The following is a 23,555-nucleotide window of genomic DNA, read 5'->3' on the forward strand; positions in this document are numbered from 1 at the left end:
GGCGCGTGGCGGCCGAATCACCTGGCCGGTGTGAGGGGGATCTCGCACCACACGCGCTTGCCGTTGCCGCGCGGCTCCACGCCCCAGTCGGTGGCCAGCTCCTCGATGAGCATCAGGCCCCGGCCCGAGGTGGACTGTTCGGTGGCCGCCCGGCGCTGCGGCGAGGCGGGCGAGGTGTCGGTGACCGCGATGCGCAGGGCCCGCCCCCCGTTGCGCACCGGCCTGGCCGTCAGGGTGGCGTCGCCGCCGGTGTGCAGCAGCGCGTTGGTGGCCATCTCGCTGGCCAGCAACTGCGCCGTGTCGCACAGACCGTCCAGCGACCAGCGGTGCAGCGCGGTACGCAGGGCTTCCCGCGCTGCCTGGAGCGAGTGCGGGTCGGAGGGGGTGATGGTGACGGCCATCTGCGGCGAGGTGTGGTGCCGTCCCGCGGCGCGCCGGAGCAGCAGCAGGGCGACATCGTCCTCCTGCCCGGTGAAGGTGCCCATCGTGCGCAGCAGGTGGTCGGCGAGCGGATCGGGGCGCGACGGGCCGGAGCGTACGGCGTCGATGAGCTGGTCCCGGCCCTGGTCGATGTCCTTGGCGCGGGACTCGACGAGCCCGTCGGTGCACAGCAGCAGCGTCGACCCGGGGTCCAGCACCGTCTCGGCGGTCGCGTAGGGAGGTTGCGCGGTGGGCGCGGTCAGGCCGAGCGGGAGCCCGCCGGGGGTGTTGAGCCACACGCAGCTCCCGTCGGGGCGGCGCAGCACCGGGTCCAGGTGACCGGCGCGGACGCTGACCGCCAGGCCGGTGTGCGGGTCGAGCAGGACGAGCAGGCAGGTGGCGAACCGGTCGGTGTCCAGCTCGGCGAGGAACGCGGAGGCCCGCGCCATGACGGTGGTGGGCGGGTGTCCCTCGGCGGCGTAGGCGCGCAGCGCGATCCGTAGCTGGCCCATCACGGCGGCGGCGGTCACGTCGTGCCCCTGCACATCGCCGACGACTGCCGCGATGCGCCCGTCGGGCAGGGTGACGGCGTCGTACCAGTCCCCGCCGATGCCGCCCCGGGCGCGGGCCGGGCGGTAGCGGGTGACCATGGAGAGTCCGGGCACGTGCGGGATGTGGCCCGGCAGCATCGCGGTCTGCAGCCCGGCGGCGAGCTCGTGCTCCTGGTCGTAGAGCAGCGCCCGCTGGAGGGACTGGGCGATGGTGCTGCTCAGCGCGGTGAGCACGGTGCGCTCGTCGTGGGTGAAGCGGGCCTTGCCTTCGTAGGTGAGGCCGAGCGCCCCGATGGGGGTGTCGTGCGCGATCAGCGGCAGATAGACGGCGGCGGTGGCCCGCGGCAACGTCCGCAGGTACGGGCTCAGCCCCGGGTACCGCCGGGCGAACTCGGCGCGGTCGGTCACGAACACCGGGTTGCGGGTGCGCACCGCCTCGCTGAGCGGCAGCGGCTCGGCGATACGGGCCAGATGGAAGTCGCGGAGGATGTCCTGCGACACGCCGTTGGCCCCCACCAGTCCGACCCGCCCGCCTTCGGCAAGGCCCACGAGGATGCTGGCGGCGCCGAGGCGGCGCAGGAACCGGTCGGTGGTCAGCGCCTCGGCGACGTCGTCCACGGTCACCGTCGCGGCGAGGGTCTCGTTGACGTGGCCGACGATGTCGGCCTGCCGGCGGCGGTCGCTCTTGGCCTGGCGCAGCTCGCGGGTCTGGTCGACCGCCCGCAGCTCCTGGCTGGCGTCGCGGACGATCCCGATGACCTGGGCGGGGCGGCCACGGTCGTCGCAGACGACGGTGCCCTGGGTGTGGGTCCAGCGCAGGGAGCCGTCGCGGTGCCGGATCCGGAAGTAGAGGCTGTACCCGGAGCGTTCCTTCATGGCCCGGCCGACCTGCGCCTGGATGTCGGGCAGCTCCTGGTCGAGCATGCGCTGTTCCAGCGTGGACGGCCGGTCGTCGTACTCTTCGGGCCGGAAGCCCATCACGGCGAGCCCGGCGTCGTCGAACCGCATCCGGCCGCTGATCAGGTCCCAGCTGAAGCTGCCCATGCCGTTGACGGCCAGCGCCACGTGCGCGGCGACCGGCGGGTCGCTCTGCACGCTCGGTCCCCTGCGAGGTTCGCGGAAGCGGTGCATCGCCATCTCCCGGTCGCGGCCCCCTGTCAGCCGGCTCCGAGTCGAACGGTGGGTACGACGGGTGTGTACGAAGGTGGGTACGACGGTGAGTACGGGGCCGCGCCACCCGCGGGTCCCGGGCGGGCGCCCGGCGGTCGGTCCGGTACGGCCACGGCACCCTTCGGCGGGGCCGCCCCACCATCATGCCGCCAGGCGGCGGCCACCGCGCGCCGAGGAGCGCCATCCGCGCCACCGCACCCTCCCCCACCTGGGCACATCCGGGAACCTGGGCGCCCCGGGCCTGCCCGACGCGGCGCGCCCGGGCCTGCCGCCCCGGCACACGGCCCCCAGCACACACGGCCGCGCCGCCGAACCCCGGTGGGGTCGGCGGCGCGGCCGTGGACGTGCCCCGCGTGCGGGTCAGGGCTTCCCGCGGGCCTCCTTGGCGGCCTTGCCCGCGGCGGCCTCCTCCGAGTCGCGCGGCCCCGTGGAGAGCTTGCCTCCGGAGCTCTCGATGTGGGCGCGGACGAACCACTGGAAGAGTTCGAGCTTCCGCAGGTGCTCGATCAGCAGGTCCTGGGTCACCAGGTCCGAGGTGTCGGTGGCCTCGACGGCCTTGCGGTGGTCCTCGATGACGCCGGTGTAGACCACGTCGAGGGCACCGAGGTGCTCGATGGCCTCGGCCCTGCCGAGCGCGTAGTCGTCCCAGGTGCGTTCGGCGACCAGCACGCCCGGGGTACCCCAGGGGGAGCCGCCCAGTGTGGAGATGCGCTCGGCCGTGTTGTCGATCATCTCGCGGACCGCCTCGACCTGCGGGTCGAGCATCTCGTGCACGGCGATGAAGTGCGGTCCGACCACGTTCCAGTGCACGTGCTTGAGCGTCAGCGCAAGGTCGTTGAGGGCGTGCAGTCGCATCCGCAGGAGCTGGATGACATCGCCCCCCTCGCTGGTGGACATGCCCGGAACGGTGTAGGAGGGGGTGGATCCGTTGTGCGAAGCGTTGGCTGCCACGGTGCGCTCCAATCCTCGGTAAATCCTCGGTAGGTGTGTGCGGGACAGATCGCCGGCTGTGCGGGCCGGTCAGTCCCCGGGTGCGTGCCGCTGCTGTGCGGCCGCGTACGCGGACTGGCGGAAGTCCGAGCCCGCAAGCAGGCCGCTGAAGCAGGTGCGTGCGGTGGCGGGGGAGGCGGCGCGCAGTACGAGCAGCGCGGAGGCCGCCCAGGGGGCGAGGCGAGAGGGACAGGTGGGCAGCTCGCCCACGGCGTGCCGCAGCCCCGAGCCCCTCTCGTCGCGCACCTCTTCCGCGGCCCCGGCGTAGGCGCTGGTGCCCTCGTACCGGGTGAACGGCGCCCGCAGCGGGCCGGTCACCGTGTCCTCGGCCGGCATCCGGGACAGCTTGTGGGTCGCCAAAGTCAGCAGCACCCGTTCCCGTGGGCCGAGGTCCTGCGGTGCCCGGCGCCCGGCCGGACGGGGCGCGAGCGCGGCCCCGGCGACACCGGTGCCGAATGACGACAGCACGGCCAGGTGGCCGCCCAGGGGGCGCTCGGCATCCGGCGCGTAGCGGTGCTCGTGTTCCCGCACCGGCTCGCGGGGCGAGCGCGCGTTCTCGGGCGTGCCCGGCATACTGCGTCACCTCCCTCGACGTCGCCACGGGGTTCCCGCCCCGCTCGGGGTGAAACGGCCTTGTTGACGGCGGTCGCGGCGGGCGCGGTGCGCCGTCGGCGGACGGTGCCGCCTCAGCGGCCGAGAGCGCGCTGGAGCTCCTTCTTGTTCATGTGGGAGCGGCCCTCGATGCCGCGCTGTTTGGCCTCGTTGTAGAGCTGGTCGCGCGTGGGGCCTCCGGGTCCCATACGGTTGCCGGAGCGCTGACCGCCGCGCTCGGGTGCGGGCTTGTCGCGCACGGAGGTGCGGCTGGCGGTCCTGGCCTCGCCCTTCTGGGCGCGCTCCTTGTTCACCGTGCGGGACGCGATCTCCTTGGCCCGGCCGGTGGAGGTGCCGCGCTTCTCGGCGCCCTTCTTGATGTGCTCGTACTGACGCTCGCGCTTGGAGTTCGCACCTGCAGGCATGGTTCCTCCCTCTGTCCGTACTGTGTGCTCGTTACCTTGTGACCGTTATCAGCCTTTTGCCGTTTTCATCGTCCGCTCTCGCACGCCCGACGGCGACCGCACCGGCGCTTTCGTCGGCCGGGTTCCACATGCGCCGAGCGCCACACGTGCAAGCCGGCATCACTCGCCGCTTTTGGAGCACCCGGTGCGGGCACTCCGTAGGAACAGGACGGCCAGGCGGGGCGCGGCGGCCGAGACGGGCGGGGAAGGAGCAAGGCCGGTGGACCGGACTCGGAACTGGTGGCCGCCGACGGCGGCGGCCAGGCTCCGCCGCGCCCTGCACCGGGCACGGCACCAGGCGGGACCGGAGCGCGAGACGGCGCTGTTGCTGCTCAAGAGCGGGGCGGCCGGTGTGCTCTCCTGGGGGATCGGCGCCTACGTGATCGGCTCCGCGCAGCCGACCTACGCGCCCTTCACCGCGCTGCTGGTGGTGCAGTCCACCGCCTACCGCTCCGTGATGCAGTCCCTGCGGTTCGTGCTGGCGGTCGTGCTCGGAGTCGTCGCGGCCGGGCTGGTCGGCCCTCTCATCGGCGAGAACGCGGTGGCCTTCGCGGTGATGCTGACCGCCACCTTGCTGATCGGCCGCTGGCGCAGGCTGGGCGGTCAGGGGATCCAGGTGTCCGTCGCCGGGGTCTTCGCCTACAACGCGCTCTCCGGCTCCCACCTCCAGATGCTGTGGGAGATCATCGAGATGGCCCTGCTGGGGGCCGCGGTGGGCATCGCGATCGCCATGCTGGTCCTGCCGCCGCTGCGCTACCGCACCGCCGAGCAGGGCATCGAGGAGATCAGCCGAGCCACCCGGACCCTGCTGGGAGACATGGCCGACGGCCTCAAGGAGGGGCTGCCGGAGCAGGAGACGGCCGAGGACTGGCTGCACCGCGCACGGCAGTTGGACGCCACGCTGGGGGCGGCCCGGGACGCCGTCGCCTCCGGCGCGGAGAGCGTCGTGTACAACCCCCGCACCTGGCTGCACCGCCGGACGATTCCGCGAAGCTTCCAGGGCTACCGCGTCCTGATGGAGTCGCTGGGCCGGGCAGGCGAGCAGATCCGCAGCATCAGCTACGGCTTCGTACGGTTCCGCGACGAGGAAACGGGCCGTCCCGGCGACGCTTTCCTGCACGCCTACGGGGAGTTGCTGGAGACGCTCTCCGAGGCGGCCGGACTGATCGGCTCCCAGGAGGACGAAGGGGGCGGCGGCGACGACCCCCTGCGCCGTACCCTGCGGGACTCCCGCGAGCGGTACGCGAAGCTGTGCGAGAGAGCGGAGGGCGAGGCCTGGCCCAGCCACGGGGTGCTGCTGACGGACGCGGACCGGCTGCTGGTGGAGTTCCGCCACGCCCACGAACAGGGCGCCGTCCACCCCCCGCGCAGGGGCTGACCGGGTCCGGGCGGAAGAGGGTGCGGCCCGACCGGGCGCGGCCGTCAGTCCCCCGCGCGCATCTCGAACCAGGTCGTCTTGCCGCGGGGCAGCAGGTCCACGCCCCAGCGTTCGGCGAGGGTGTCGACGAGGAAGAGGCCCCGGCCGCTGGTATCCAGCTCACCGACCGGGAGCAGGCAGGGCAGCCCGCGCGAGGGGTCGCGCACCTCCACGCGGATCCAGCCCGAGCGCAACAGCATGCGGATGCCGATGGTGTGCGCGCCGGTGTGCCGCACGGCGTTGCCGACGAGTTCGGAGACGAGCAGCACCGTCAGCTCGGTGACCTGCGCCGGGAGGGCCCAGCGCTGCTGGAGGACGGCTTGGGCGAGCCGTCGCGCGCGGCGCGCGGACTCGGGCACGTTGACCAGCGGCACCTCGGCTGCGGTCGGATCGCCCGCCCGTTCGAGGACAGTGCTCACCGGTTCGGCGTCCCACTCGTGCGCTGCGTCGCTCGGAGCCCGTTCGGTCACGCTCGCCACATCTCCCTGACCCGCCATGGCCTCCATCATGACGGCACGGCAGACCCCTGGGGGCCGGTTCCCTGGTTTCCGGCCGGACGGGAGGGCGCCCGCACACCGGCCGCGCGCGGTGCGGTGCCCGGCCGTCGCGCAGCGGCGCCGGTCAGCGGAACCGCGCCTTGCCGGGGCCCTCCTCGACGAAGCTGCGCATCCCGATCTCCCGGTCCTCGGTGGCGAACAGGCCCGCGAACGCGGTGCGTTCGACGGCGAGTCCCGTCTCGATGCCGGCCTCCAGCCCGAAGTCGACCGCCTCCTTGGCGGCGCGCAGCGCCAGCGCCGGGCCACGCGCGAGGCGGGCCGCCCAGGCGTGGGCCCGCTCGTAGACCTCGGCGTCCGGCACCACGTGGTCGACCAGCCCGATCCGGTGGGCCTCGGCCGCCTCGACGTTGCGGCCCGTGAAGATCAGGTCCTTGGCCCTGGCGGGGCCGATCAGCCGGGACAGCCGCTGGGTCCCGCCGGCGCCGGGGATCAGGCCGAGCAGGATCTCCGGCTGGCCGAGCTTGGCGCCCCGACCCGCGAAGCGCACGTCCGCGCAGAGTGCCAACTCGCAGCCGCCGCCCAGCGCGTAGCCGGTGACGGCCGCCACGACCGGCTTGGGGATCCGTGCGACGGCGGTGAACGCCTCCTGGAGCCCCCGGGAGCGCACGACCATCGCGGCGTGGTCCATCTCCCGCATCTCCTTGATGTCCGCCCCGGCGGCGAACACCTTCTCGCCGCCGTAGAGCACCACTGCCCGCACGTCGTCGCGGCGCTCCGCCTCCCCGGCGAGCTCCCGCAGCCGGTCCTGCATGGCGATGTCGAGGGCGTTCATCCTGGGCCGGTCGAGCCGGATGGTGCCGACGCCGTCGGCGACGTCGAGACGGACGGTGGCGGCGCTGGGTTCCTCATTCGTCATGCAGGAAGGTTAACGGGCGTTACGCGTCCTGGGGACCGGCGCCACCATGCAGGCGGCCGGGCCCTCGGCGGTCACTGAGGGGCCGTCCACTTCTCCCAGGACATGTTCCATCCGTTCAGTCCGTTGTCCGGCTGGATCGTCTTGTCCTTGGAGTTCTTGATCTCGACGATGTCACCGACCATGGAGTGGTCGAAGAACCACGCGCCCGCCGTGCCGTTGTCTCCGCCGCCGCGCAGGTCGAACAGGCCGACACAGCCGTGGCTCGCGTTGACCTGGCCGAACTGCGGCTCAGGCGTCCAGTAGTTGCCGTGGATGAACGTTCCCGACGTGCTCAGGCGCATCGCGTGCGGCACGTCCTTGATGTCGTACTCGCCGCCGAAGCCCACGGTCTCCCCGTTCATCCGGGTGACCGGGTGCTTCTCGCTGATGACCATCCTGCCGTTGTACGTGGGGTGGGCGGGACTGCCCGAGGTGATCGGCACGGTCTTGATCTTCTTGCCGTCCTTGGTCACCGTCATGGTCTTCTTCTCCGCGTCCACGACGCTGACCTGCTGCCGCGCGACGGTGAACCGCACCGTCTTGTGCTGGGTGCCGTAGACGCCCTCGGAGCCCTCGACGCCGCTGAGGTCGAGATCCATGGTGACCTTCGTGCCCGCCTTCCAGTACTCCTCCGGGCGGAAGTCCAGGCGCTGGTCGCCGAACCAGTGGCCGGCCACCTCGACCTTCGGGTCGGCGGTGACGGAGATCGCCTTCTCCACCGCCTTCTTGTCGGTCACCGGGCGGTTGAAGTTGACGGACACGGGCATGCCCGCGCCGACCTTGTCGCCGTTCTCCGGGGTGAAGTACCCGACGAAGGTGTTCTGCGGCACGAACGTGGTGAACGCGGCGTGCTTGGCGGCGGCCCGCCCTTCGGAGTCCTCGGCCACGGCGTCGACCGTGTACTTCGTCCCGGCGGCCAGGTGGGTGGCGGGCTTCCAGGCACCGCCGTCCTCGGTGACGGAACCCTCGACCTCGTGGTCCTTGGCGTCCTTGACGGTCACCTTGGTCAGCTTGCCCTTGGCAGCGGTCACCTTCAGGGCGCCGGAGGTCTTGACGTCGTCGGCGCCGTTCTGGGGAGCGATGCTGACGACGGCCTCGGACGGACCCTTGGCGGGCTTGTCGCCCCCGTCCCTGCCCTTGGCGCGCGCTCCCGAACCGCCGCCGCCTCCGCACGTGGTCAGCGTCAGGAGCAGGACGACGAGCAGCACCACGAGGCCGACGGCGGACCCGCCTATGACCTGCGCGCGGCTGTCCCCGCGGATCGACTCCCACGTCAGCTTGTTCCTGACCGCACTCTTCAGGTCCAAGACGGCCCCATCCTCACGTCCGCACACGGCTGCGCGCACCCGTGTGCGCCCCCGAACACGCGAGCCGCACCGTCGGTGCCGTGAGACGGCAGCTGATACGACGGCGTGCGCCCGCCGTGTCAGACAACCACACCGCAGGCGGTGCCCTCGCCCCTGCGGGGGTCACCATTCGGTCGCGGTTTTGCGGAGACCAGAAGAAGGCAGGAGGAGGCAGGAGGAAGCGCGGGGGCGACGGCAGGAGAGCAGGAAGAGGCCGGGCGCCGCACGGGGTCAGTGCAGGGCGGAGCCGGCGACCCACGCTCGCCAGGACATGTTCCAGCCGCCGAGCCCGTTGTCCGGCTTGACGGTGCTGTCGTGGGAGCCGCGCACGGTCACCAGGTCGCCGACCAGCGACCGGCCGAAGAACCGGCCGGCCGGCGCGGCGGCGTCACCGCCACGCTTGTCGGCCAGTCCGATGCAGCCGTGACTGGTGTTCTTCCGGCCGAACGTGCGCTTGGGAGCCCAGTAGTTGCCGTGCAGAAAGGTGCCGCTGCGGGTGAGCCGCATGGCGTGCGGCACGTCCTTGATGTCGTACTCGCCGCCGAAGCCGACGGTGTCGCCGTTCATACGGGTCTCGTCGAACTTCTCGCTGATGACCATCTTGCCGTTGTAGGTGGGGTTCTTCTTCGTGCCTGCGGTGATCTTCAGCTTGTCCACCGTGCGGTCGCCGCGCTGGACGGTCAGGGTGCGGCGCTCCACGTCCACCACGGAGTGCTGTTCGCGGCCGATGGCGAAGCGCACCTTCTTGCGCTGCGTGCCGTAGACGCCCGGGGCCGCCCGCACATCCCGCAACCGCAGGTCGAGGGTGACCTCGGTGCCGGGCCTCCAGTAGGAGCGCGGCCGGAAGTCGAGCCGCTGACCGCCGAACCAGTGTGCGGCGACGGGCACCCGGGGCTCGGAGGTCACGCTGATCGCCCGCTCGACCGCCGCCTTGTCCTCGACCGGCCGGCTGAAGTCCAGCGAGACGATCATCGCGGTGCCCACCGTCTGGCCGTTCTCGGGGCGGAAGTAGCCGACGAAGCGGTGCGGCGGCACCCGGGTGGAGAAGGTGGCGTGCCTCATCACCCGGTCGCCCTGGCCGTCGACGGCTACCACGTCCACCTCGTAGGTGCTCGCCAACTGGAGGACCGTGTCCTTGCTGCGGCCGCCCGCGCGGTCGGCCGGGTTCGCTGCGGCGGGCAGCGGGTGCCAGGTACGCCGGTCCCCGGAGAACCGCCCGGCGATGGCGCGGCCCGCATCCTTGCCCTTGCGCTCCATCCGGACGCTGCGCAGCGTGCTGCCCTCGGGCACCGACACCTCGATCTCGGCGTTTGTCGGTACGTTGCGCGAGCGGTCCCCGGGCGTGACCCGGATGGCTTCCCTGGGTGGTTTCCCGTCGTCCATGACGCCGCACCCGGCCGGTGCGGCGCACAGCAGTGCGAGCCCCACCAGGAGGGCGTGCACCGTCCGCATGCCGGCCCATCCCGCTCCCGCGGCCCGCGTCCTGGTGCGCGGCGTCGTACCGCGCGCTGCCGTCGTACCCCGTACGCCCCGTGCCATGGCGTCCCCGTTCTCGTGTGTGACTGTTGCGGCGCGTGAGCTGCCGACCCTTCCCCCCGCCGGACGTCCGGACCAACGACACGCCCGCGTCCGGGACACCGCGATCACACGTGTGAGCGAGGTCTCGCCTCCGGGAAGGATCCGGTGGAGGGCCGCGCGCCGGCCGCGACGGGGCCCGTGCGCCGGGGCCACCGGCGTCCGCGCCGCGGGCCGACCGAGCCACCGAGCCGCCGGGAGGCCGCCACGTGTCGCACGCACCCGAACGCAGGGCGCCGGCCGCCGTCGGCGGTGACGGGCGCCCGGCCCTCGATCCCCACCCGGCGCGGCCCGGTCCGGCGCGGGCGGTACGGGGTCCGGTCCCGGCGGTGTGGCCGGGCAGCCCGCACCCACTGGGGTCCCGTCCGCACCGGGGGCCCGGCGGGGTCGCGGGCACCAACTTCGCGCTGTGGGCGGGCGGCGCCGAGGCGGTGGAGGTCTGCCTGTTCGACGACGCGGGCACCGAGACCCGCTTCCGGCTGGGCGAGCAGACGCACGGCATCTGGCACGGCTTCCTGCCGGGCGTCCTGCCCCCTCAGCGCTACGGCTACCGGGTGCACGGCCGGTGGGATCCGTGGACGGGGGCGCGCTGGAACGCGGCCAAGCTGCTGCTGGACCCGTACGCGCGGGCGGTCGACGGCGACTTCGCGCCCGCAGATTCCGCCGGGCGGCCCGTGCCGCTGCCTGCCGAGGTGTACGGGCACGTGCGGGACTGGCCGCAGCAGCAGCTCGCGGACACGGTCAGGGACGAGCGGGACTCGGCGCCGTACGTGCCCAAGGGTGTCGTCGTCGAGGGCCCCGGCCCCTTCCCCGCGATCCCCGCGTTCCCCGCGTTCCCCGCGCACCCGCGGCCGCACACCCCGTGGGCCGACTCCGTCATCTACGAACTGCACGTACGCGGCTTCACGAAACAGCACCCGGGCGTCCCCGAGGAACTGCGCGGCACCTACGCCGGGCTCGGCCACCCGGCGGCGGTCGCCCATCTGACGAAGCTGGGGGTCACCGCCGTCGAACTCCTGCCCGTGCACCAGTTCGCCCACGAGGACCATCTGCTGCGGCGCGGGCTGCGCAACTACTGGGGCTACAACTCCGTCGGCTACTTCGCCCCGCACGCCGCCTACGCCGCCACCGGCACCCGCGGCGAGCAGGTGAGCGAGTTCCGGGAGATGGTGCGGTCCCTGCACGCCGCGGGCATCGAGGTGCTGCTGGACGTCGTCTACAACCACACCGCCGAGGGCGACGAGCGCGGCCCCACCCTCGGGCTGCGCGGTATCGACAACCGCGGCTACTACCGGCTGCCGCCGCACGACGGGCGCCGCTACACCGACTACACCGGGTGCGGCAACACGCTGCACGTCGTCCAGCCGCACGTGCTGCGCCTGATCACCGACTCGCTGCGCTACTGGGTGTGCGAGATGGGCGTCGACGGCTTCCGCTTCGACCTGGCGGCCGCGCTGGCCCGCTCGCTGCACGACGTCGACATGCTCTCCCCCTTCCTGGCGGTCATCGCGCAGGATCCCGTACTGCGCCGCGTCAAGCTGATCGCCGAGCCGTGGGACGTGGGCAGCGGCGGCTACCAGGTGGGCGCCTTCCCACCCCTGTGGACCGAGTGGAACGACCGCTACCGCGACACCGTCCGGGACTTCTGGCGCGGCGCCCTTGCCGACGTACGCGACGTGGGCTACCGGCTCTCCGGCTCCAGCGACCTGTACGCCTGGGGCGGCCGGCGGCCCTACGCCTCGGTCAACCACGTCACCGCGCACGACGGCTTCACCCTGCGCGACCTGGTCAGTTACGAGCGCAAGCACAACGAGGCCAACGGCGAGGGCAACCGCGACGGCACCGGGGACAACCACTCGTGCAACTGCGGCGCCGAAGGCGAGACCGACGACCCCGCGATCCGCGCACTGCGCACCCGTCAGCTGCGCAACCTGCTCGCCACCCTGCTGCTGTCCACCGGGGTGCCGATGCTGGTGGCCGGCGACGAGATGGGCCGCACCCAGGGCGGCAACAACAACGCCTACTGCCAGGACTCGCCGGTCGGCTGGGTGGACTGGTCGCTGCGTGAGGACCCGCGCTGGCGGGGGCTGCTGGAGCTGACCTCCCGCCTGGTGCGGCTGCGCCGCGCCCACCCGGTGCTGCGGCGCGGCGCGTTCTTCTCCGGGCGGCAGCAGGGCAGCGACGGGCTCCGCGACCTGGCGTGGTTCACCCCGCGCGGCGAGGAGATGACGGAGGCCGACTGGTACGCGCCGAGCGCCACCGTCGCCATGTTCCTGTCCGGGCGCGACATCCCCCAGCGGGACCCGAGGGGTGCGCCCGTCCGTGACGACAGCTTCCTGTGCGTGCTGCACGCCGGGCCCGAGGACCTGGCGTTCCGGCTGCCGGGCCCGGCCTGGGGCGCAACGTACGAGAGGGTGCTCGACACGGCGCGGGAGACCGCGAGCGAGCCCGGAGGGCAGGCAGCCGCGGACGACCTCCGGGAGGAGCGCCAGGGCCCGAGGGACGGAGGCGGGAGGGCGGACGGCACGGGGGAAGGGGCGCGGTACCCGGCGGGCAGCACGCTGACGGTCGCGGGCAGGTCGGTGCTGGTGCTGCGGATGCGCGAGGACGCCGGTCCGGGCGTGCCGGACGGGCCGGAACCGGGGGCCCGGTAGCCCCGACGGCCCGAAATCGGTCGCCGCGCCCCCTGATCCGGTCCAGACTGGTCGGACGTGACCTCTCCCGGTGCCCCAGCGGCCAGCCTCCGTTCCCGCGACTTCGCCCTCTTCTTCACCGGCCGGGCGGTGGCCAAGCTCGGCGACGCGATGCTGCCGCTGGCGCTGTCGGCCGGACTGATCCAGCACGGTCACGGGCCCGGGGCGATCGGGGCCGCGCTGGCCTCGCTCACGGTGTTCCTGGCCGGCTTCGTCATCTTCGGCGGCGTCTTCTGCGACCGGTTCAGCACCCGTGCCCTGATGGTCGGTTCCGATCTGGTGCGGGTGTGCACCCAGGGGCTGATGTCCGTGCTGTTCCTGACCGGCCACGTGGTGCTGTGGCAGGTGTGCGCCATCGGGGCGGTCAACGGCGTGTGCGCGGGCCTCTTCCAGCCCGGCGTCGCCAGCACCATCCCGCGCGTCGCCGCCGATGTGCAGGGCGCCAACGGGCTGGTCCGCACGGCCGAGTCGCTGGCCATGCTGCTCGGTCCGGCGGTGGCCGGCGCTCTGGTGGGCGCCCTCTCCCCCGGCTGGGTGTTCGCCGCGCACGCCGCCACCTACGCCCTCAGCGCCCTGTGCCTGGCCCTGCTGCGGCTCCCCCCGCAGGCCGCCCGTACCGGACGCACCGGATACGGCGACGACCTGGCCGAGGGCTGGCGGGAGTTCCGGGCGCGGAGGTGGATGTGGAGCGTCATCCTCATCTGGATGGTCTACGTGGTCGCCGTGTCCGGACCGCTCGTGCCGCTGACCGCCTCCGAGATCATTCAGCCGACGGCCCGGGCACCTTCGGGCTGGTCAACTCGGCGCTCGGCGCCGGTACCGCCCTCGGCGGGCTGCTCGCGCTGCGCTTCCGGCCGGTGCACCAACTGCGCGCCGGGTCCCTCGCGCTGCTGAGCTGCTGCTGCTACCCGGCCGCCGTCGGTCTTGCGCTGCCTCCGGGGGCCATGATGGCGGCGGCCGCCGTGTGGGGGCTGGGCGGCGGCATCTGGAGCGTCATGTGGTCGACCAGCGTGCAGACCCAGGTGCCCGGCCAGGTCCTCAACCGGATCCACGCCTACGAGGTGGCCGGTTCGCTCGCCATGATGCCGGTCGGCCAGGCGCTGGCAGGCCCCGCCGCGGAGCTGTTCGGCGGCCGTACGGTGCTGCTCGCGGGCGGCTTCCTCATGGTGGGGGTCAGCGGCGCCCTGCTCGCGGTCCCCGCCGTCCGCAACCTCCGCGCGGTGACATCCAAGCCCGCCCCCGCGCCCCGGGCCGCCGGCGGGCCTCGCCGGGTCGCCGACCCGGTGCCCGAGGCGGGGCCGGGCACCGGCGCCTGACCCCGCCGGGCCCGCCGGACCCCGCCCGCCGGACCCCGTCCGCCGGTCAGGCGGCGCGTCCACCCGGCGGCAGCGCGCGGGAGGCCGCCTCGGGGCAGCGACCGGAGCCGGACCAGGCCAGGGTCAGGGCAGTGCCCGCAGCACGGCCTCGCGCAGCCGGGTGTGCCGGGTCGACATGAAGCGGTGCAGGGTGCGGGAGGCCAGCGCGGTGCGCTGGGCCGGGCGGCGGCGTTCCGCGTCGTAGGCCCGCAGCGCGGCGGGCAGCCCGCCGGGTTCCGGGCGGCTCGCGACGGCACGGGCAAGGGCCTCGGCGTCCATCAGGGCCGTACAGGCGCCCTGGCCGAGGTTGGGCGTCATCGCGTGCGCCGCATCGCCGACCAGCGCGAGGCGGCCCCCGTGCACGAAGGAGCCCAGCGCGGGGTACAGGTGCCGCATCTCGTACCGGAGGACGTCGGCCGGGTCGGTCTCCGCGAGGATGCGGGGGATCGGGTCGTGCCAGTCGGCGAACGCCGCGCGCAGCTCCTCGAAGTCGGCGACGTGCGGGGCCGTGGCGTACCAGTTGGTGCGGCCGGGTTCCACGGGCGTCACCCCGAAGAAGCTGCCCCGCCCCCAGGTCTCTCCGCGCCGGGGACTCTCGATGCCGGCGGTACCGATCCACGCGACGGTGCCGAGGTGGCGGGGGCGGCTCCGGGTGCCGAACGTGGCGGAGCGGAGCGCGCTGTTGAGGCCGTCGGCGCCCACGACCAGGTCGTACTCCGCGGTGAGGCGGTCCGCGGCGGGGCCGGGCTCCCCCGTCTTCAGCGGCACGTCGCCGTAGGCGTCGAGCGCCGTGACCAGCGCGTCGATCAGGTACGGGCGGGAGATCAGCAGCTCGGGGCGGCCCGCCTTGCGCTCGATGCGCTCCAGCGGGAGCCGGGCGAGCGAGGTGCCGTCGGGCCTGCGGATGTGGGCGTCGCGGTAGGGCACGGCGCGGCGGCGCAGGGTCTCCCCCACGCCCGGGTCGAGCCGGTCGAGGGCGGTCTGGGCCTGTGGATGGATACCGAACGCCGTGCCGTAGCGCTCCAGATCGGTGCGCCGCTCCCACACGGTCACCTGCCAGTCGGCCCGGCGCAGGCCGAGTGCGGTCGCCAGTCCGGCGACGCCCGCACCGACGACCGCCGCTGTGCGCGGGCCCTGCGGCCCGTCGGGATGTCCCTGCATGGCTCTCCCTCGGTTCCGGTCCGTCCGTTCCGACCAACCACCACATCTGTGGTACCACGCCAGGGGTAGTCTTGCCAATCGAACCGCTGAGGACCGGGAAGAAACGCGAAGAAACGCGAAGGAACGCGAAGGAAGAGGCACACGTGAATTCGGACCGCCGCGACCGACTGCGCGACGCGGCCTGCGACGTGCTGGCCGCCGCGGGCGGGCGCGGACTCACGCACCGCGCCGTGGACAAGGCCGCCCGCGTCCCGCTGGGGACGACCAAGAACTACTTCCCCTCCCGTGAGGCACTGCTGAGGGCCGCCGCCGAGCGCTGCGTCGAGCAGCACCGCGCGACGCGGGAGCAACTGGCCGCCGCGGCGCCGCCCGCCGCGGGCCGCGAGGGCCTGGTGGCCCTGCTGTCCGGGCTCCTTCAGGACGTGGCGGGCGCCGGACGGACCCGCCTCCTCGCCTACCTGGAGCTCCAGGCCGAGGCGGCCCGCACCCCCTGGCTCTCCGAGGTGCTCGACCCGATCGCCGCCTCGGACTTCCCCGCGTTCGAGGCCGCGCAGCGGGCGGCGGGCCTCCCGGTGACCGCCGGGAGCGCCAACCTGGTCACGCTGACCCTGCACGCCGCCATCCCGCACCTGCTGGCGCAGGGCTCACGGACGCTGGAGGCGTCAGGCCTGAAGGATCCGGAGGCTTTCGTCCGGCAACTGCTGGACGCCGTCTACCCCGCCGCGACCGGCGCCTGAAGCGCCCGCGGCGGGCGGGCAGAGCTACGAGAGGGGCCACGAGGAGAGCGGCTCCGCACCACAGGGGGCAGGCGGACACGCGAGGGCCGGGTGGGGCCGTCGCGTCCGGTATACGGACATGGCGCTCGTAGCAACGAACAGAATCCGGCCAACCTCGGGTCGGAGAATGACGCACCGGTGACATGTCCATGCCCTTGATGGCAGGCTGCCCACCGCACGGTGCGGAATTCGTACGCCAGCTCGGCCTCCGGCCGGACGTCCGCACGGTGCACCGCACTTCAGTTCTGCCCGGACGGCTGCCCACCCATGCCGTCCGGTCCCCACGGCAGAAGGAGCCACGGACGTGAGACCCCTCACCTCGAAGCAGCGGATATCCGCCCTCGCCGCAACTGCGGCCCTGGTAGCGGCGGCTGTCACCGCGGGAACCGCCGGCGCGGCCCCCAGCGGGGAGACCTCCGCGGACGGCGCACTGCCCGCGACGCTGACCGCGAGCCAGCACACCAAGCTGGTCAAGTCCGCGGACACGGAGGCTGCCAAGTCCGCCGACGCCCGCGCCCTGGGCCTCGGCGCCAAGGAGAAGCTCCACGTCAAGGACGTCATCAAGAACAAGGACGGCTCCACGCACGTCCGTTACACCCGGACCTACGACGGGCTTCCGGTCCTCGGCGGCGACCTGGTCGTCCACAAGTCCCCGAGCGGCAAGCGCGCCGGCACCACCAAGGCCACCTCGGCGAAGCTCGCCGTCGACACGACGGCCTCCTCGGCGCACAAGCCCACCCTGGCCAAGGCGAAGGGCAGCAAGGCGCCCCGCAAGATCGTCTGGGCCGCCGCGGGCAAGCCCGTGCTGGCCTGGGAGACCGTCGTCGGCGGTGTCCAGAAGTCCGGTGCGCCCAACCAGATGCACGTCATCACGGACGCGAAGACCGGCAAGAAGCTCTTCGAGTTCCAGGGCGTGAAGGAGGGCACCGGCAACAGCCAGTACAGCGGCAAGGTCGAGATCGGCACCTCGGGTTCGTCCGGCAAGTTCACGATGACGGACGAGAAGCGTGGCGGGAACAAGACCACGAACCTCAAGAACGGCAGCAGCGGCGACGGCGAGCTGTTCACGGACGACGACGACACCTGGGGCGACGGGACCGTCAAGGACCAGGCGACCGCGGGCGTGGACGCCCACTACGGCGCGGGCCAGACCTGGGACTACTACAAGGACGTGCACGGCCGCGAGGGCATCGCCGGCGACGGCAAGGGCGCGGTGAGCCGGGTCCACTACGGCGACAGCTACGTCAACGCGTTCTGGGACGACTCCTGCTTCTGCATGACCTACGGGGACGGCGAGAACAACGAGCACCCGCTGACCGCGCTGGACGTCGCGGCGCACGAGATGTCGCACGGCGTCACCTCGACCACCGCCAACCTCAACTACGCGGGCGAGTCCGGCGGTCTGAACGAGGCGACCTCCGACATCTTCGCCGCGGCCGTGGAGTTCCATGCCGACAGCCCGGAGGACACCCCGGACTACATGGTCGGCGAGAAGATCGACATCAACGGCGACGGCACTCCGCTGCGTTACATGGACGAGCCCAGCAAGGACGGCCAGTCGCTGGACTACTGGGACTCGAACGCCGGTGACGTGGACGTCCACTACTCCTCCGGCATCGCCAACCACTTCTTCTTCCTGCTGTCGGTGGGCAGCGGGGAGCGCGAGGTGAACGGCGTGAAGTACGACTCGCCCACCAAGGACGGCTCGAAGGTCGACGGCATCGGCATCGAGAAGGCCCAGCAGATCTGGTTCAAGGCGCTCACCGAGCAGATGACGTCGACGACGGACTACGCGGACGCGCGCCGGGCCACCGTCACCGCCGCCACGGACCTGTACGGCGCCGACAGCACGGAGGTCAAGACGGTCGAGGCCGCCTGGAACGGGGTCAACGTCACCGGAAGCTGACCCGCCCACCGGCCGCCCCACCGGTCGGCTCGCACGCGAGAGCCCCGCCTTCCCACCGGGAGGCGGGGCTCTCGCGTGCGGGGAGGCGGAACGCTCGGGGCCCGGAACGGAAGGCGGGTGGCGTGGGTGGCATCGCACGCCAACTGGGGCATATGCACGCAGACTTGATCACGTATGCGCCCTTTGCGGTCACGGACTCATCACGTACTGTCGTGAAGAAGACGGCCCTTGTAGAGCGTTCCGCCTCGCGACGCCCGTATCGGCACAGGCCCGGCCGCACGACAGAGGCAGGGGCCGCCCTGCCCGCATCCGCACAGCAGCGCGAACGGTGGCACAGTACGGCAAGTCCTGCCCTTTATATCCCGGTATGCTCCCAGGGGAGTCCATGATCGGTCGCATTCCCGTGCTCGACGTCCGCCCCCTCGTGGAGTGCGGGTCCCGCCCCGCCAAGGCCGTGCCCGGTGAGAGGTTCCGGGTCACGGCCACCGTCTTCCGGGAGGGCCACGAGGCGGTCGGCGCCAACGTGGTGCTGCGCGACGGGCAGGGCCGGGCGGGCCCCTGGACCCCGATGCGCGAACTGGCACCGGGCACGGACCGGTGGGGGGCCGAGGTGATCCCCGAAGCGGAGGGCCGCTTCAGCTACACCGTCGAGGCGTGGAGCGACCCGGTCGGCACCTGGCGGCAGCACGCCCGCATCAAGGTCCCGGCCGGGATCGACACCGAGCTCGTGCTGGCGGAGGGGGCCGCGCTGCACACGCGCGCCGCGGCCGACGTGCCGGACCGTACAGCCCGCGCCCCCGTGCTGGCAGCCGCCGAGGCGCTGCAGGACCCGGTACGGGCCCCGGCGGAACGGCTGGCCGCCGCCCTGACGCCCGAGGTCGCCGCCGCCCTGGCGCGGTACCCGCTGCGCGAACTGGTCACCGCCTCGCGGCCGCTGCCGCTCCAGGTCGAGCGCTCCCGTGCGCTGTTCGGCTCCTGGTACGAGCTCTTCCCCCGCTCCGAGGGCGCGCGCGTGCGGCCGGGGGCACCGCCGGTGAGCGGCACGCTGCGCACGGCCGCCGAGCGGCTGGAGGCGGTCGCGGCGATGGGTTTCGACGTCGTCTACCTGCCGCCGGTGCACCCCATCGGCCACGCCTTCCGCAAGGGCCCCGACAACACGCCCTCGGCCGCGCCGCACGACGTGGGCTCCCCCTGGGCGGTGGGCTCCGCGGCCGGGGGGCACGACGCGCTCCACCCCGGCCTGGGCACCATGGCCGACTTCGACCACTTCGTGGCGCGGGCGGGCGCGCTGGGCATGGAGGTCGCCCTGGACCTCGCCCTCCAGTGCTCACCGGACCACCCCTGGGTCGAGGAGCACCCCGAGTGGTTCCGCACCCGCGCGGACGGCTCCATCGCCTACGCCGAGAACCCGCCGAAGAAGTACCAGGACATCTATCCGCTCTGCTTCGACGACGACCCCTCCGCCGCCGCGGGCATCCTGCGCGAGACGCTGCGGGTGCTGCGGCTGTGGAGGGACCACGGGGTGCGGATCTTCCGGGTGGACAACCCGCACACCAAGCCGGTGGCCTTCTGGGAGGAGGTCATCGCCGAGGTCAACCGGGTGGACCCGGACGTCCTCTTCCTCGCCGAAGCCTTCACCCGCCCGGCGATGGTGCACACCCTGGCGCGGGTCGGCTTCCAGCAGTCCTACACCTACTTCACCTGGCGCACCACCAAGCAGGAGCTGACGGAGTACCTGACGGAGCTGACGGGCGAGTCCGCCGCCTACCTGCGGCCCAACTTCTTCGTCAACACCCCCGACATCCTGCACGCCTACCTCCAGCACGGCGGCCGCCCCGCCTTCGAGATCCGGGCCGTGCTGGCGGCGACGCTGTCCCCGACGTGGGGCGTGTACGCGGGCTACGAACTGTGCGAGAACACTCCGCTGCGGCCGGGCAGCGAGGAGTACCTGTCCTCGGAGAAGTACGAGCTGCGGCCCCGCGACTGGGCGGCGGCCGACCGTGCGGGGGCCTCGATCACCCCGCTGATCACCGAGCTGAACCGGCTGCGCCGACGGCACCCGGCGCTGCAACAGCTGCGTGACCTGCACTTCCACCACGCGGACAACGACAACATCCTGGTGTACTCCAAACACGCGCAGGTGCCCGGCGATCCGGCGCGCGAGGACACGGTGCTCGTGGTCGTCAACCTCGACCCCCACCACACCCACGAGGCCACGGTGTCGTTGGACATGGGGCAACTCGCCGCATCCGGGCTGAGTCCCGCTCAACTGAGCGGCGCCGAGTCCTACGCGGTGCGCGACGAGCTCACCGGAGAGATCCACCACTGGGGCAGGGACAACTATGTGCGGCTGGCGCCGGGAGGTGGGTCTTCGGCCGCGGCACACATCCTCACTCTGCGACCGTCCCCACCGACCGGAGGGTCAGCACCTCATGACCGTCAATGAGCCCGTCCCCGACACGTTCGAGGACACCCCCGCCAAGGACCGCGACCCCGACTGGTTCAAGCGCGCGGTCTTCTACGAAGTGCTCGTCCGCTCCTTCCAGGACAGCGACGGCGACGGCATCGGCGACCTGCGCGGACTCACCGCGAAGCTGGACTACCTCCAGTGGCTGGGCGTCGACTGCCTGTGGCTGCCCCCCTTCTTCAAGTCACCTTTGAAGGACGGCGGTTACGACGTCTCCGACTACACCTCGGTGCTCCCGGAGTTCGGGGACATCGCGGACTTCGTCCAGTTCGTGGACGCGGCGCACCAGCGCGGCATGCGGGTCATCATCGACTTCGTCATGAACCACACCAGCGACCAGCACCCCTGGTTCCAGGAGTCGCGCCGCGACCCGGACGGCCCCTACGGCGACTACTACGTCTGGGCCGACGACGACAAGCAGTACGAGGACGCCCGCATCATCTTCGTCGACACCGAGGCGTCCAACTGGACCTTCGACCCGGTGCGCAAGCAGTACTACTGGCACCGCTTCTTCTCCCATCAGCCGGACCTCAACTACGAGAACCCGGTGGTCCAGGACGAGATGGTCTCCGCGCTGCGGTTCTGGCTCGACCTGGGGATCGACGGCTTCCGGCTGGACGCGGTGCCCTACCTGTACGCGGAGGAGGGCACCAACTGCGAGAACCTGCCCCGCTCGCACGCCTTCCTCAAACGGGTACGGAGCGTCGTCGACGCGCATTACCCCGACACCGTCCTGCTGGCCGAGGCGAACCAGTGGCCGGAGGACGTCGTGGACTACTTCGGCGACTACACGGTCGGGGGCGACGAGTGCCACATGGCCTTCCACTTCCCCGTGATGCCGCGCATCTTCATGGCGGTGCGCCGGGAGTCCCGCTACCCGGTCTCGGAGATCCTGGCGAAGACCCCGCCGATCCCCTCCGGTTGCCAGTGGGGCGTCTTCCTGCGCAACCACGACGAGCTGACCCTGGAGATGGTCACCGACGAAGAGCGCGACTACATGTACGCCGAGTACGCCAAGGATCCGCGTATGCGGGCCAACATCGGCATCCGGCGGCGGCTGGCCCCCCTGCTGGACAACGACCGCAAACAGATCGAGCTGTTCACCGCGCTGCTGCTGTCCCTGCCCGGGTCGCCGATCCTGTACTACGGCGACGAGATCGGCATGGGCGACAACATCTGGCTGGGCGACCGCGACGCCGTACGCACCCCCATGCAGTGGACGCCCGACCGCAACGCCGGCTTCTCCTCCTGCGATCCGGGGCGGCTCTTCCTGCCGACCATCATGGACCCGGTCCACGGCTACCAGGTGACCAATGTCGAGGCGGCGATGAGTTCCCCGAGCTCGCTGCTGCACTGGACGCGGCGGGTGATCGAGGTACGGAAACAGAACCCCGCCTTCGGGCTGGGCTCCTACGAGGAACTCTCCTCCTCCAACCCGGCGGTGCTGGCCTTTGTGCGGGCACTCAGGCTCCCCGAGGGCGGCGACGACCTGGTGATGTGTGTGCACAACTTCTCCCGGTTCCCGCAGCCCACGGAGCTGGACCTGCGGGAATGGGAGGGGCGGATCCCGGTGGAGCTGATCGGCGGAGTGCGCTTCCCCGCGGTCGGGAAACTCCCGTATCTGCTGACGCTCGGCGGGCACGGCTTCTACTGGTTCCGGCTGAGGAAGGTCTAGCGCCCTCCTCCCCGGCCCCAGAGACGCGCTCGCCCGGATGCACGCCTCCTCCGCCCCCGGTCCTCGGAAAGGACAGCCATGTCGGAGAGCCCTTCACCCCTCACCGCGGTCCCCGCCACCGCAGGCGCCGGACTGCTGCGCCCGCTCGTGCCCGCACTGCTGGACTGGCTGCCGCGACAGCGGTGGTTCGCGGGGAAGGGACGGCCGCTGGAGGGGCTGGCGCCGGTGGCCGTCACCGAGGTGCTGCCCTGCGGCGACGGCACCTCGACACCGGGACTGCTCCACCTGCTGGTACGCGCCCAGCCGTCGGGCGACCGCTACCAGCTTCTGCTGGGCGTCCGCCGCGTGCTGCCACCGCGGCTGGCGCCTGCGCTGGTGGGATGGCCCGCGTCGGGGCCGCTGCGGGGCAGCGCGGTGTACGAGGCGCTGGCCGACCCGCGGCTGACGATGCTGCTGGCCGAACGGCTCCGCAGACCGGGCACCCTGGGGGCGCTGCGCTTCGTACGGGAACCGGGTGCCGTGCTGCCCGAGCCGGGGCCGGGCCACCTGCTGGCGGGCGAACAGTCCAACTCCTGCGTGGTCTACGGCCAGACCTCGATACTGAAGGTCTTCCGCCGGGTGGAGGCCGGGGTCAACCCCGATCTGGAGCTGAGCCGGGCCCTGACCCGCAACGGGTGCGGGAGTGTTCCACCGCCGCTGGCATGGTTCGAGGCGGTGCCCCGCCGTGCGGGCGCCGCCACCTTCACGCTGGGGGTGCTCCAGCCCTATCTGCCCGGCACCCAGGACGGCTGGCGGCTCGCGTTACGGGCGCTGGCCGAGGGGAGGGACTTCACGGACGCGGCCAGAGCGCTGGGCCGGACGACGGCACGGGTGCACGCGGGGCTCGCCGAGGCGCTGCCGACCGCGACGCTGACCGGAGCCGAACTGGAGCGGACGGCACAGGCGATGGCGGGCCAGTTGGAGGCGGTGAGCGCCGCCGTACCCGCGCTGCGGCCTTTCCGCTCCGGACTCGCCGACGCCTTCCGCACGCTGTCCGAGCTCGCCGGACGCGGCCGTACGGTACCGGCCCAGCGCATCCACGGAGATCTGCACCTGGGCCAGGCGCTCGGGTCGGCCGACGACCCGAGCGCCTGGACGCTCATCGACTTCGAGGGGGAGCCGGCGCGCCCGCTGGTCGAGCGGCGTGCGCCCCAGCCCGTGGTCCGGGACGTGGCGGGCATGCTGCGGTCGCTCGACTACGCCGCCTGCCGGCATCCGGCCGGACCGCACGGTCCGGCCTCGCGCGCCTGGGCGGCCGCGCACCGGTCGGCGTACTGCGCGGGATACGCCGAGGTGAGCGGCCACGATCCACGCGAGGCGGCCGTGCTGCTGCGGGCCTACGAGACGGACAAGGCCGTCTACGAGGTGCTGTACGAGGCCCGCAACCGGCCCTCGTGGCTGCACGTCCCGATGACCGCGATCCGCCGTCTGGCGGCGCCGCCCACCACGGCCTGAGCAACGCCCCCGCCCCGCAGGCGCAGCAGCCGCCGGCGCCGCAGGCCCCGCA

Annotated in this window: 16 protein-coding genes and 1 pseudogene; 8 read left to right on the top strand and 9 right to left on the bottom strand. The window is 72.7% G+C overall.

From position 1 onward, the window contains the following. Nucleotides 1-17 precede the first annotated feature (17 nt). From H297_RS0101080 to H297_RS0101095, 4 genes are all read right to left on the bottom strand, one after another. Nucleotides 18-2,102 (bottom strand): SpoIIE family protein phosphatase, encoded by a 2,085-nt coding sequence (locus tag H297_RS0101080; protein ID WP_027735538.1) that lies wholly within the window; start codon nucleotides 2,100-2,102, stop codon nucleotides 18-20. A gap of 399 nt (nucleotides 2,103-2,501) precedes the next feature. Then, nucleotides 2,502-3,038 (bottom strand): Dps family protein, encoded by a 537-nt coding sequence (locus H297_RS0101085; RefSeq protein WP_051351487.1) that lies wholly within the window; start codon nucleotides 3,036-3,038, stop codon nucleotides 2,502-2,504. A gap of 123 nt (nucleotides 3,039-3,161) precedes the next feature. Then, a complete protein-coding gene (locus H297_RS0101090; protein ID WP_027735540.1) occupies nucleotides 3,162-3,704 on the bottom strand; it encodes a DUF1360 domain-containing protein in 543 nt (180 codons plus the stop codon). 113 nt (nucleotides 3,705-3,817) lie between these two features. Continuing rightward, nucleotides 3,818-4,147 carry a hypothetical protein gene (locus H297_RS0101095; RefSeq protein WP_027735541.1) on the bottom strand — a complete coding sequence of 110 codons (330 nt, stop codon included), beginning with the start codon at nucleotides 4,145-4,147 and terminating at the stop codon, nucleotides 3,818-3,820. A 259-nt stretch (nucleotides 4,148-4,406) separates the two neighbouring features. On the opposite strand from H297_RS0101095, the gene H297_RS33800 reads away from it, so the two are divergent. Beyond that, nucleotides 4,407-5,564: an aromatic acid exporter family protein gene (locus tag H297_RS33800; protein WP_051351391.1), complete on the top strand. Its 1,158-nt coding sequence runs from the start codon at nucleotides 4,407-4,409 to the stop codon at nucleotides 5,562-5,564. 44 nt (nucleotides 5,565-5,608) lie between these two features. On the opposite strand, the gene H297_RS0101105 is transcribed toward H297_RS33800, so the two are convergent. From H297_RS0101105 to H297_RS0101120, 4 genes are all read right to left on the bottom strand, one after another. Beyond that, nucleotides 5,609-6,100: an ATP-binding protein gene (locus H297_RS0101105; protein WP_486589363.1), complete on the bottom strand. Its 492-nt coding sequence runs from the start codon at nucleotides 6,098-6,100 to the stop codon at nucleotides 5,609-5,611. A gap of 124 nt (nucleotides 6,101-6,224) precedes the next feature. Then, nucleotides 6,225-7,016, bottom strand: a complete 792-nt coding sequence (locus H297_RS0101110; protein ID WP_027735543.1) for an enoyl-CoA hydratase-related protein — start codon at nucleotides 7,014-7,016, stop codon at nucleotides 6,225-6,227. Between the two features lie 71 nt (nucleotides 7,017-7,087). Then, nucleotides 7,088-8,362 (bottom strand): Ig-like domain-containing protein, encoded by a 1,275-nt coding sequence (locus H297_RS0101115; protein ID WP_027735544.1) that lies wholly within the window; start codon nucleotides 8,360-8,362, stop codon nucleotides 7,088-7,090. Nucleotides 8,363-8,632: 270 nt separating this feature from the next. Beyond that, nucleotides 8,633-9,853 carry an Ig-like domain-containing protein gene (locus H297_RS0101120; protein ID WP_051351392.1) on the bottom strand — a complete coding sequence of 407 codons (1,221 nt, stop codon included), beginning with the start codon at nucleotides 9,851-9,853 and terminating at the stop codon, nucleotides 8,633-8,635. Nucleotides 9,854-10,185: 332 nt separating this feature from the next. On the opposite strand from H297_RS0101120, the gene glgX reads away from it, so the two are divergent. Both glgX and H297_RS33810 read left to right on the top strand, forming a co-directional pair. Continuing rightward, a complete protein-coding gene (gene glgX, locus H297_RS33805; protein WP_051351393.1) occupies nucleotides 10,186-12,630 on the top strand; it encodes a glycogen debranching protein GlgX in 2,445 nt (814 codons plus the stop codon). A gap of 57 nt (nucleotides 12,631-12,687) precedes the next feature. Next, nucleotides 12,688-13,985, top strand: a pseudogene (locus tag H297_RS33810) (MFS transporter). Nucleotides 13,986-14,108: 123 nt separating this feature from the next. Here the strand turns inward: H297_RS33810 and H297_RS0101135 are convergent. Further along, the gene (locus tag H297_RS0101135) at nucleotides 14,109-15,185 is read right to left on the bottom strand and encodes an FAD-dependent oxidoreductase (RefSeq protein ID WP_051351394.1); all 1,077 of its coding nucleotides are present in this window, start codon (nucleotides 15,183-15,185) and stop codon (nucleotides 14,109-14,111) included. Nucleotides 15,186-15,328: 143 nt separating this feature from the next. On the opposite strand from H297_RS0101135, the gene H297_RS0101140 reads away from it, so the two are divergent. The 5 genes from H297_RS0101140 to H297_RS33815 all read left to right on the top strand — a co-directional run bounded on the left by H297_RS0101140 (nucleotide 15,329) and on the right by H297_RS33815 (nucleotide 23,503). Beyond that, nucleotides 15,329-15,922, top strand: coding sequence for a TetR family transcriptional regulator (locus tag H297_RS0101140; RefSeq protein WP_027735547.1), 594 nt, complete (start codon nucleotides 15,329-15,331; stop codon nucleotides 15,920-15,922). A 343-nt stretch (nucleotides 15,923-16,265) separates the two neighbouring features. After that, nucleotides 16,266-17,867, top strand: a complete 1,602-nt coding sequence (locus tag H297_RS0101145; protein ID WP_027735548.1) for a M4 family metallopeptidase — start codon at nucleotides 16,266-16,268, stop codon at nucleotides 17,865-17,867. 385 nt (nucleotides 17,868-18,252) lie between these two features. Continuing rightward, entirely contained in the window at nucleotides 18,253-20,313 is a 2,061-nt protein-coding gene (locus tag H297_RS0101150) for an alpha-1,4-glucan--maltose-1-phosphate maltosyltransferase (protein ID WP_027735549.1), read from the top strand. After that, on the top strand, nucleotides 20,300-22,009 hold the full coding sequence (gene treS, locus H297_RS0101155) for a maltose alpha-D-glucosyltransferase (protein ID WP_027735550.1): 1,710 nt from the start codon (nucleotides 20,300-20,302) through the stop codon (nucleotides 22,007-22,009). Before H297_RS0101150 ends, treS begins: the two co-directional genes overlap by 14 nt. Before the next feature lie 78 nt (nucleotides 22,010-22,087). Further along, nucleotides 22,088-23,503, top strand: a complete 1,416-nt coding sequence (locus H297_RS33815) for a maltokinase N-terminal cap-like domain-containing protein (RefSeq protein ID WP_037792464.1) — start codon at nucleotides 22,088-22,090, stop codon at nucleotides 23,501-23,503. Nucleotides 23,504-23,555 lie beyond the last annotated feature (52 nt).

The organism is Streptomyces sp. CNT360, assembly GCF_000424785.1.

What these genes read in the sequence shown, in the direction of transcription:
- H297_RS0101090 (WP_027735540.1), bottom strand. Translation starts at nt 3,704, where the DNA reads ATGCCGGGCACGCCCGAGAACGCGCGCTCGCCCCGCGAGCCGGTGCGG.
- H297_RS0101105 (WP_486589363.1), bottom strand. Translation starts at nt 6,100, where the DNA reads ATGGCGGGTCAGGGAGATGTGGCGAGCGTGACCGAACGGGCTCCGAGC.
- H297_RS0101085 (WP_051351487.1), bottom strand. Translation starts at nt 3,038, where the DNA reads ATGTCCACCAGCGAGGGGGGCGATGTCATCCAGCTCCTGCGGATGCGA.
- H297_RS0101110 (WP_027735543.1), bottom strand. Translation starts at nt 7,016, where the DNA reads ATGACGAATGAGGAACCCAGCGCCGCCACCGTCCGTCTCGACGTCGCC.
- treS (WP_027735550.1), top strand. Translation starts at nt 20,300, where the DNA reads ATGACCGTCAATGAGCCCGTCCCCGACACGTTCGAGGACACCCCCGCC.
- H297_RS0101120 (WP_051351392.1), bottom strand. Translation starts at nt 9,853, where the DNA reads ATGCGGACGGTGCACGCCCTCCTGGTGGGGCTCGCACTGCTGTGCGCC.
- H297_RS0101135 (WP_051351394.1), bottom strand. Translation starts at nt 15,185, where the DNA reads ATGCAGGGACATCCCGACGGGCCGCAGGGCCCGCGCACAGCGGCGGTC.
- H297_RS0101080 (WP_027735538.1), bottom strand. Translation starts at nt 2,102, where the DNA reads ATGCACCGCTTCCGCGAACCTCGCAGGGGACCGAGCGTGCAGAGCGAC.
- H297_RS0101095 (WP_027735541.1), bottom strand. Translation starts at nt 4,147, where the DNA reads ATGCCTGCAGGTGCGAACTCCAAGCGCGAGCGTCAGTACGAGCACATC.
- H297_RS0101150 (WP_027735549.1), top strand. Translation starts at nt 18,253, where the DNA reads ATGATCGGTCGCATTCCCGTGCTCGACGTCCGCCCCCTCGTGGAGTGC.
- H297_RS33815 (WP_037792464.1), top strand. Translation starts at nt 22,088, where the DNA reads ATGTCGGAGAGCCCTTCACCCCTCACCGCGGTCCCCGCCACCGCAGGC.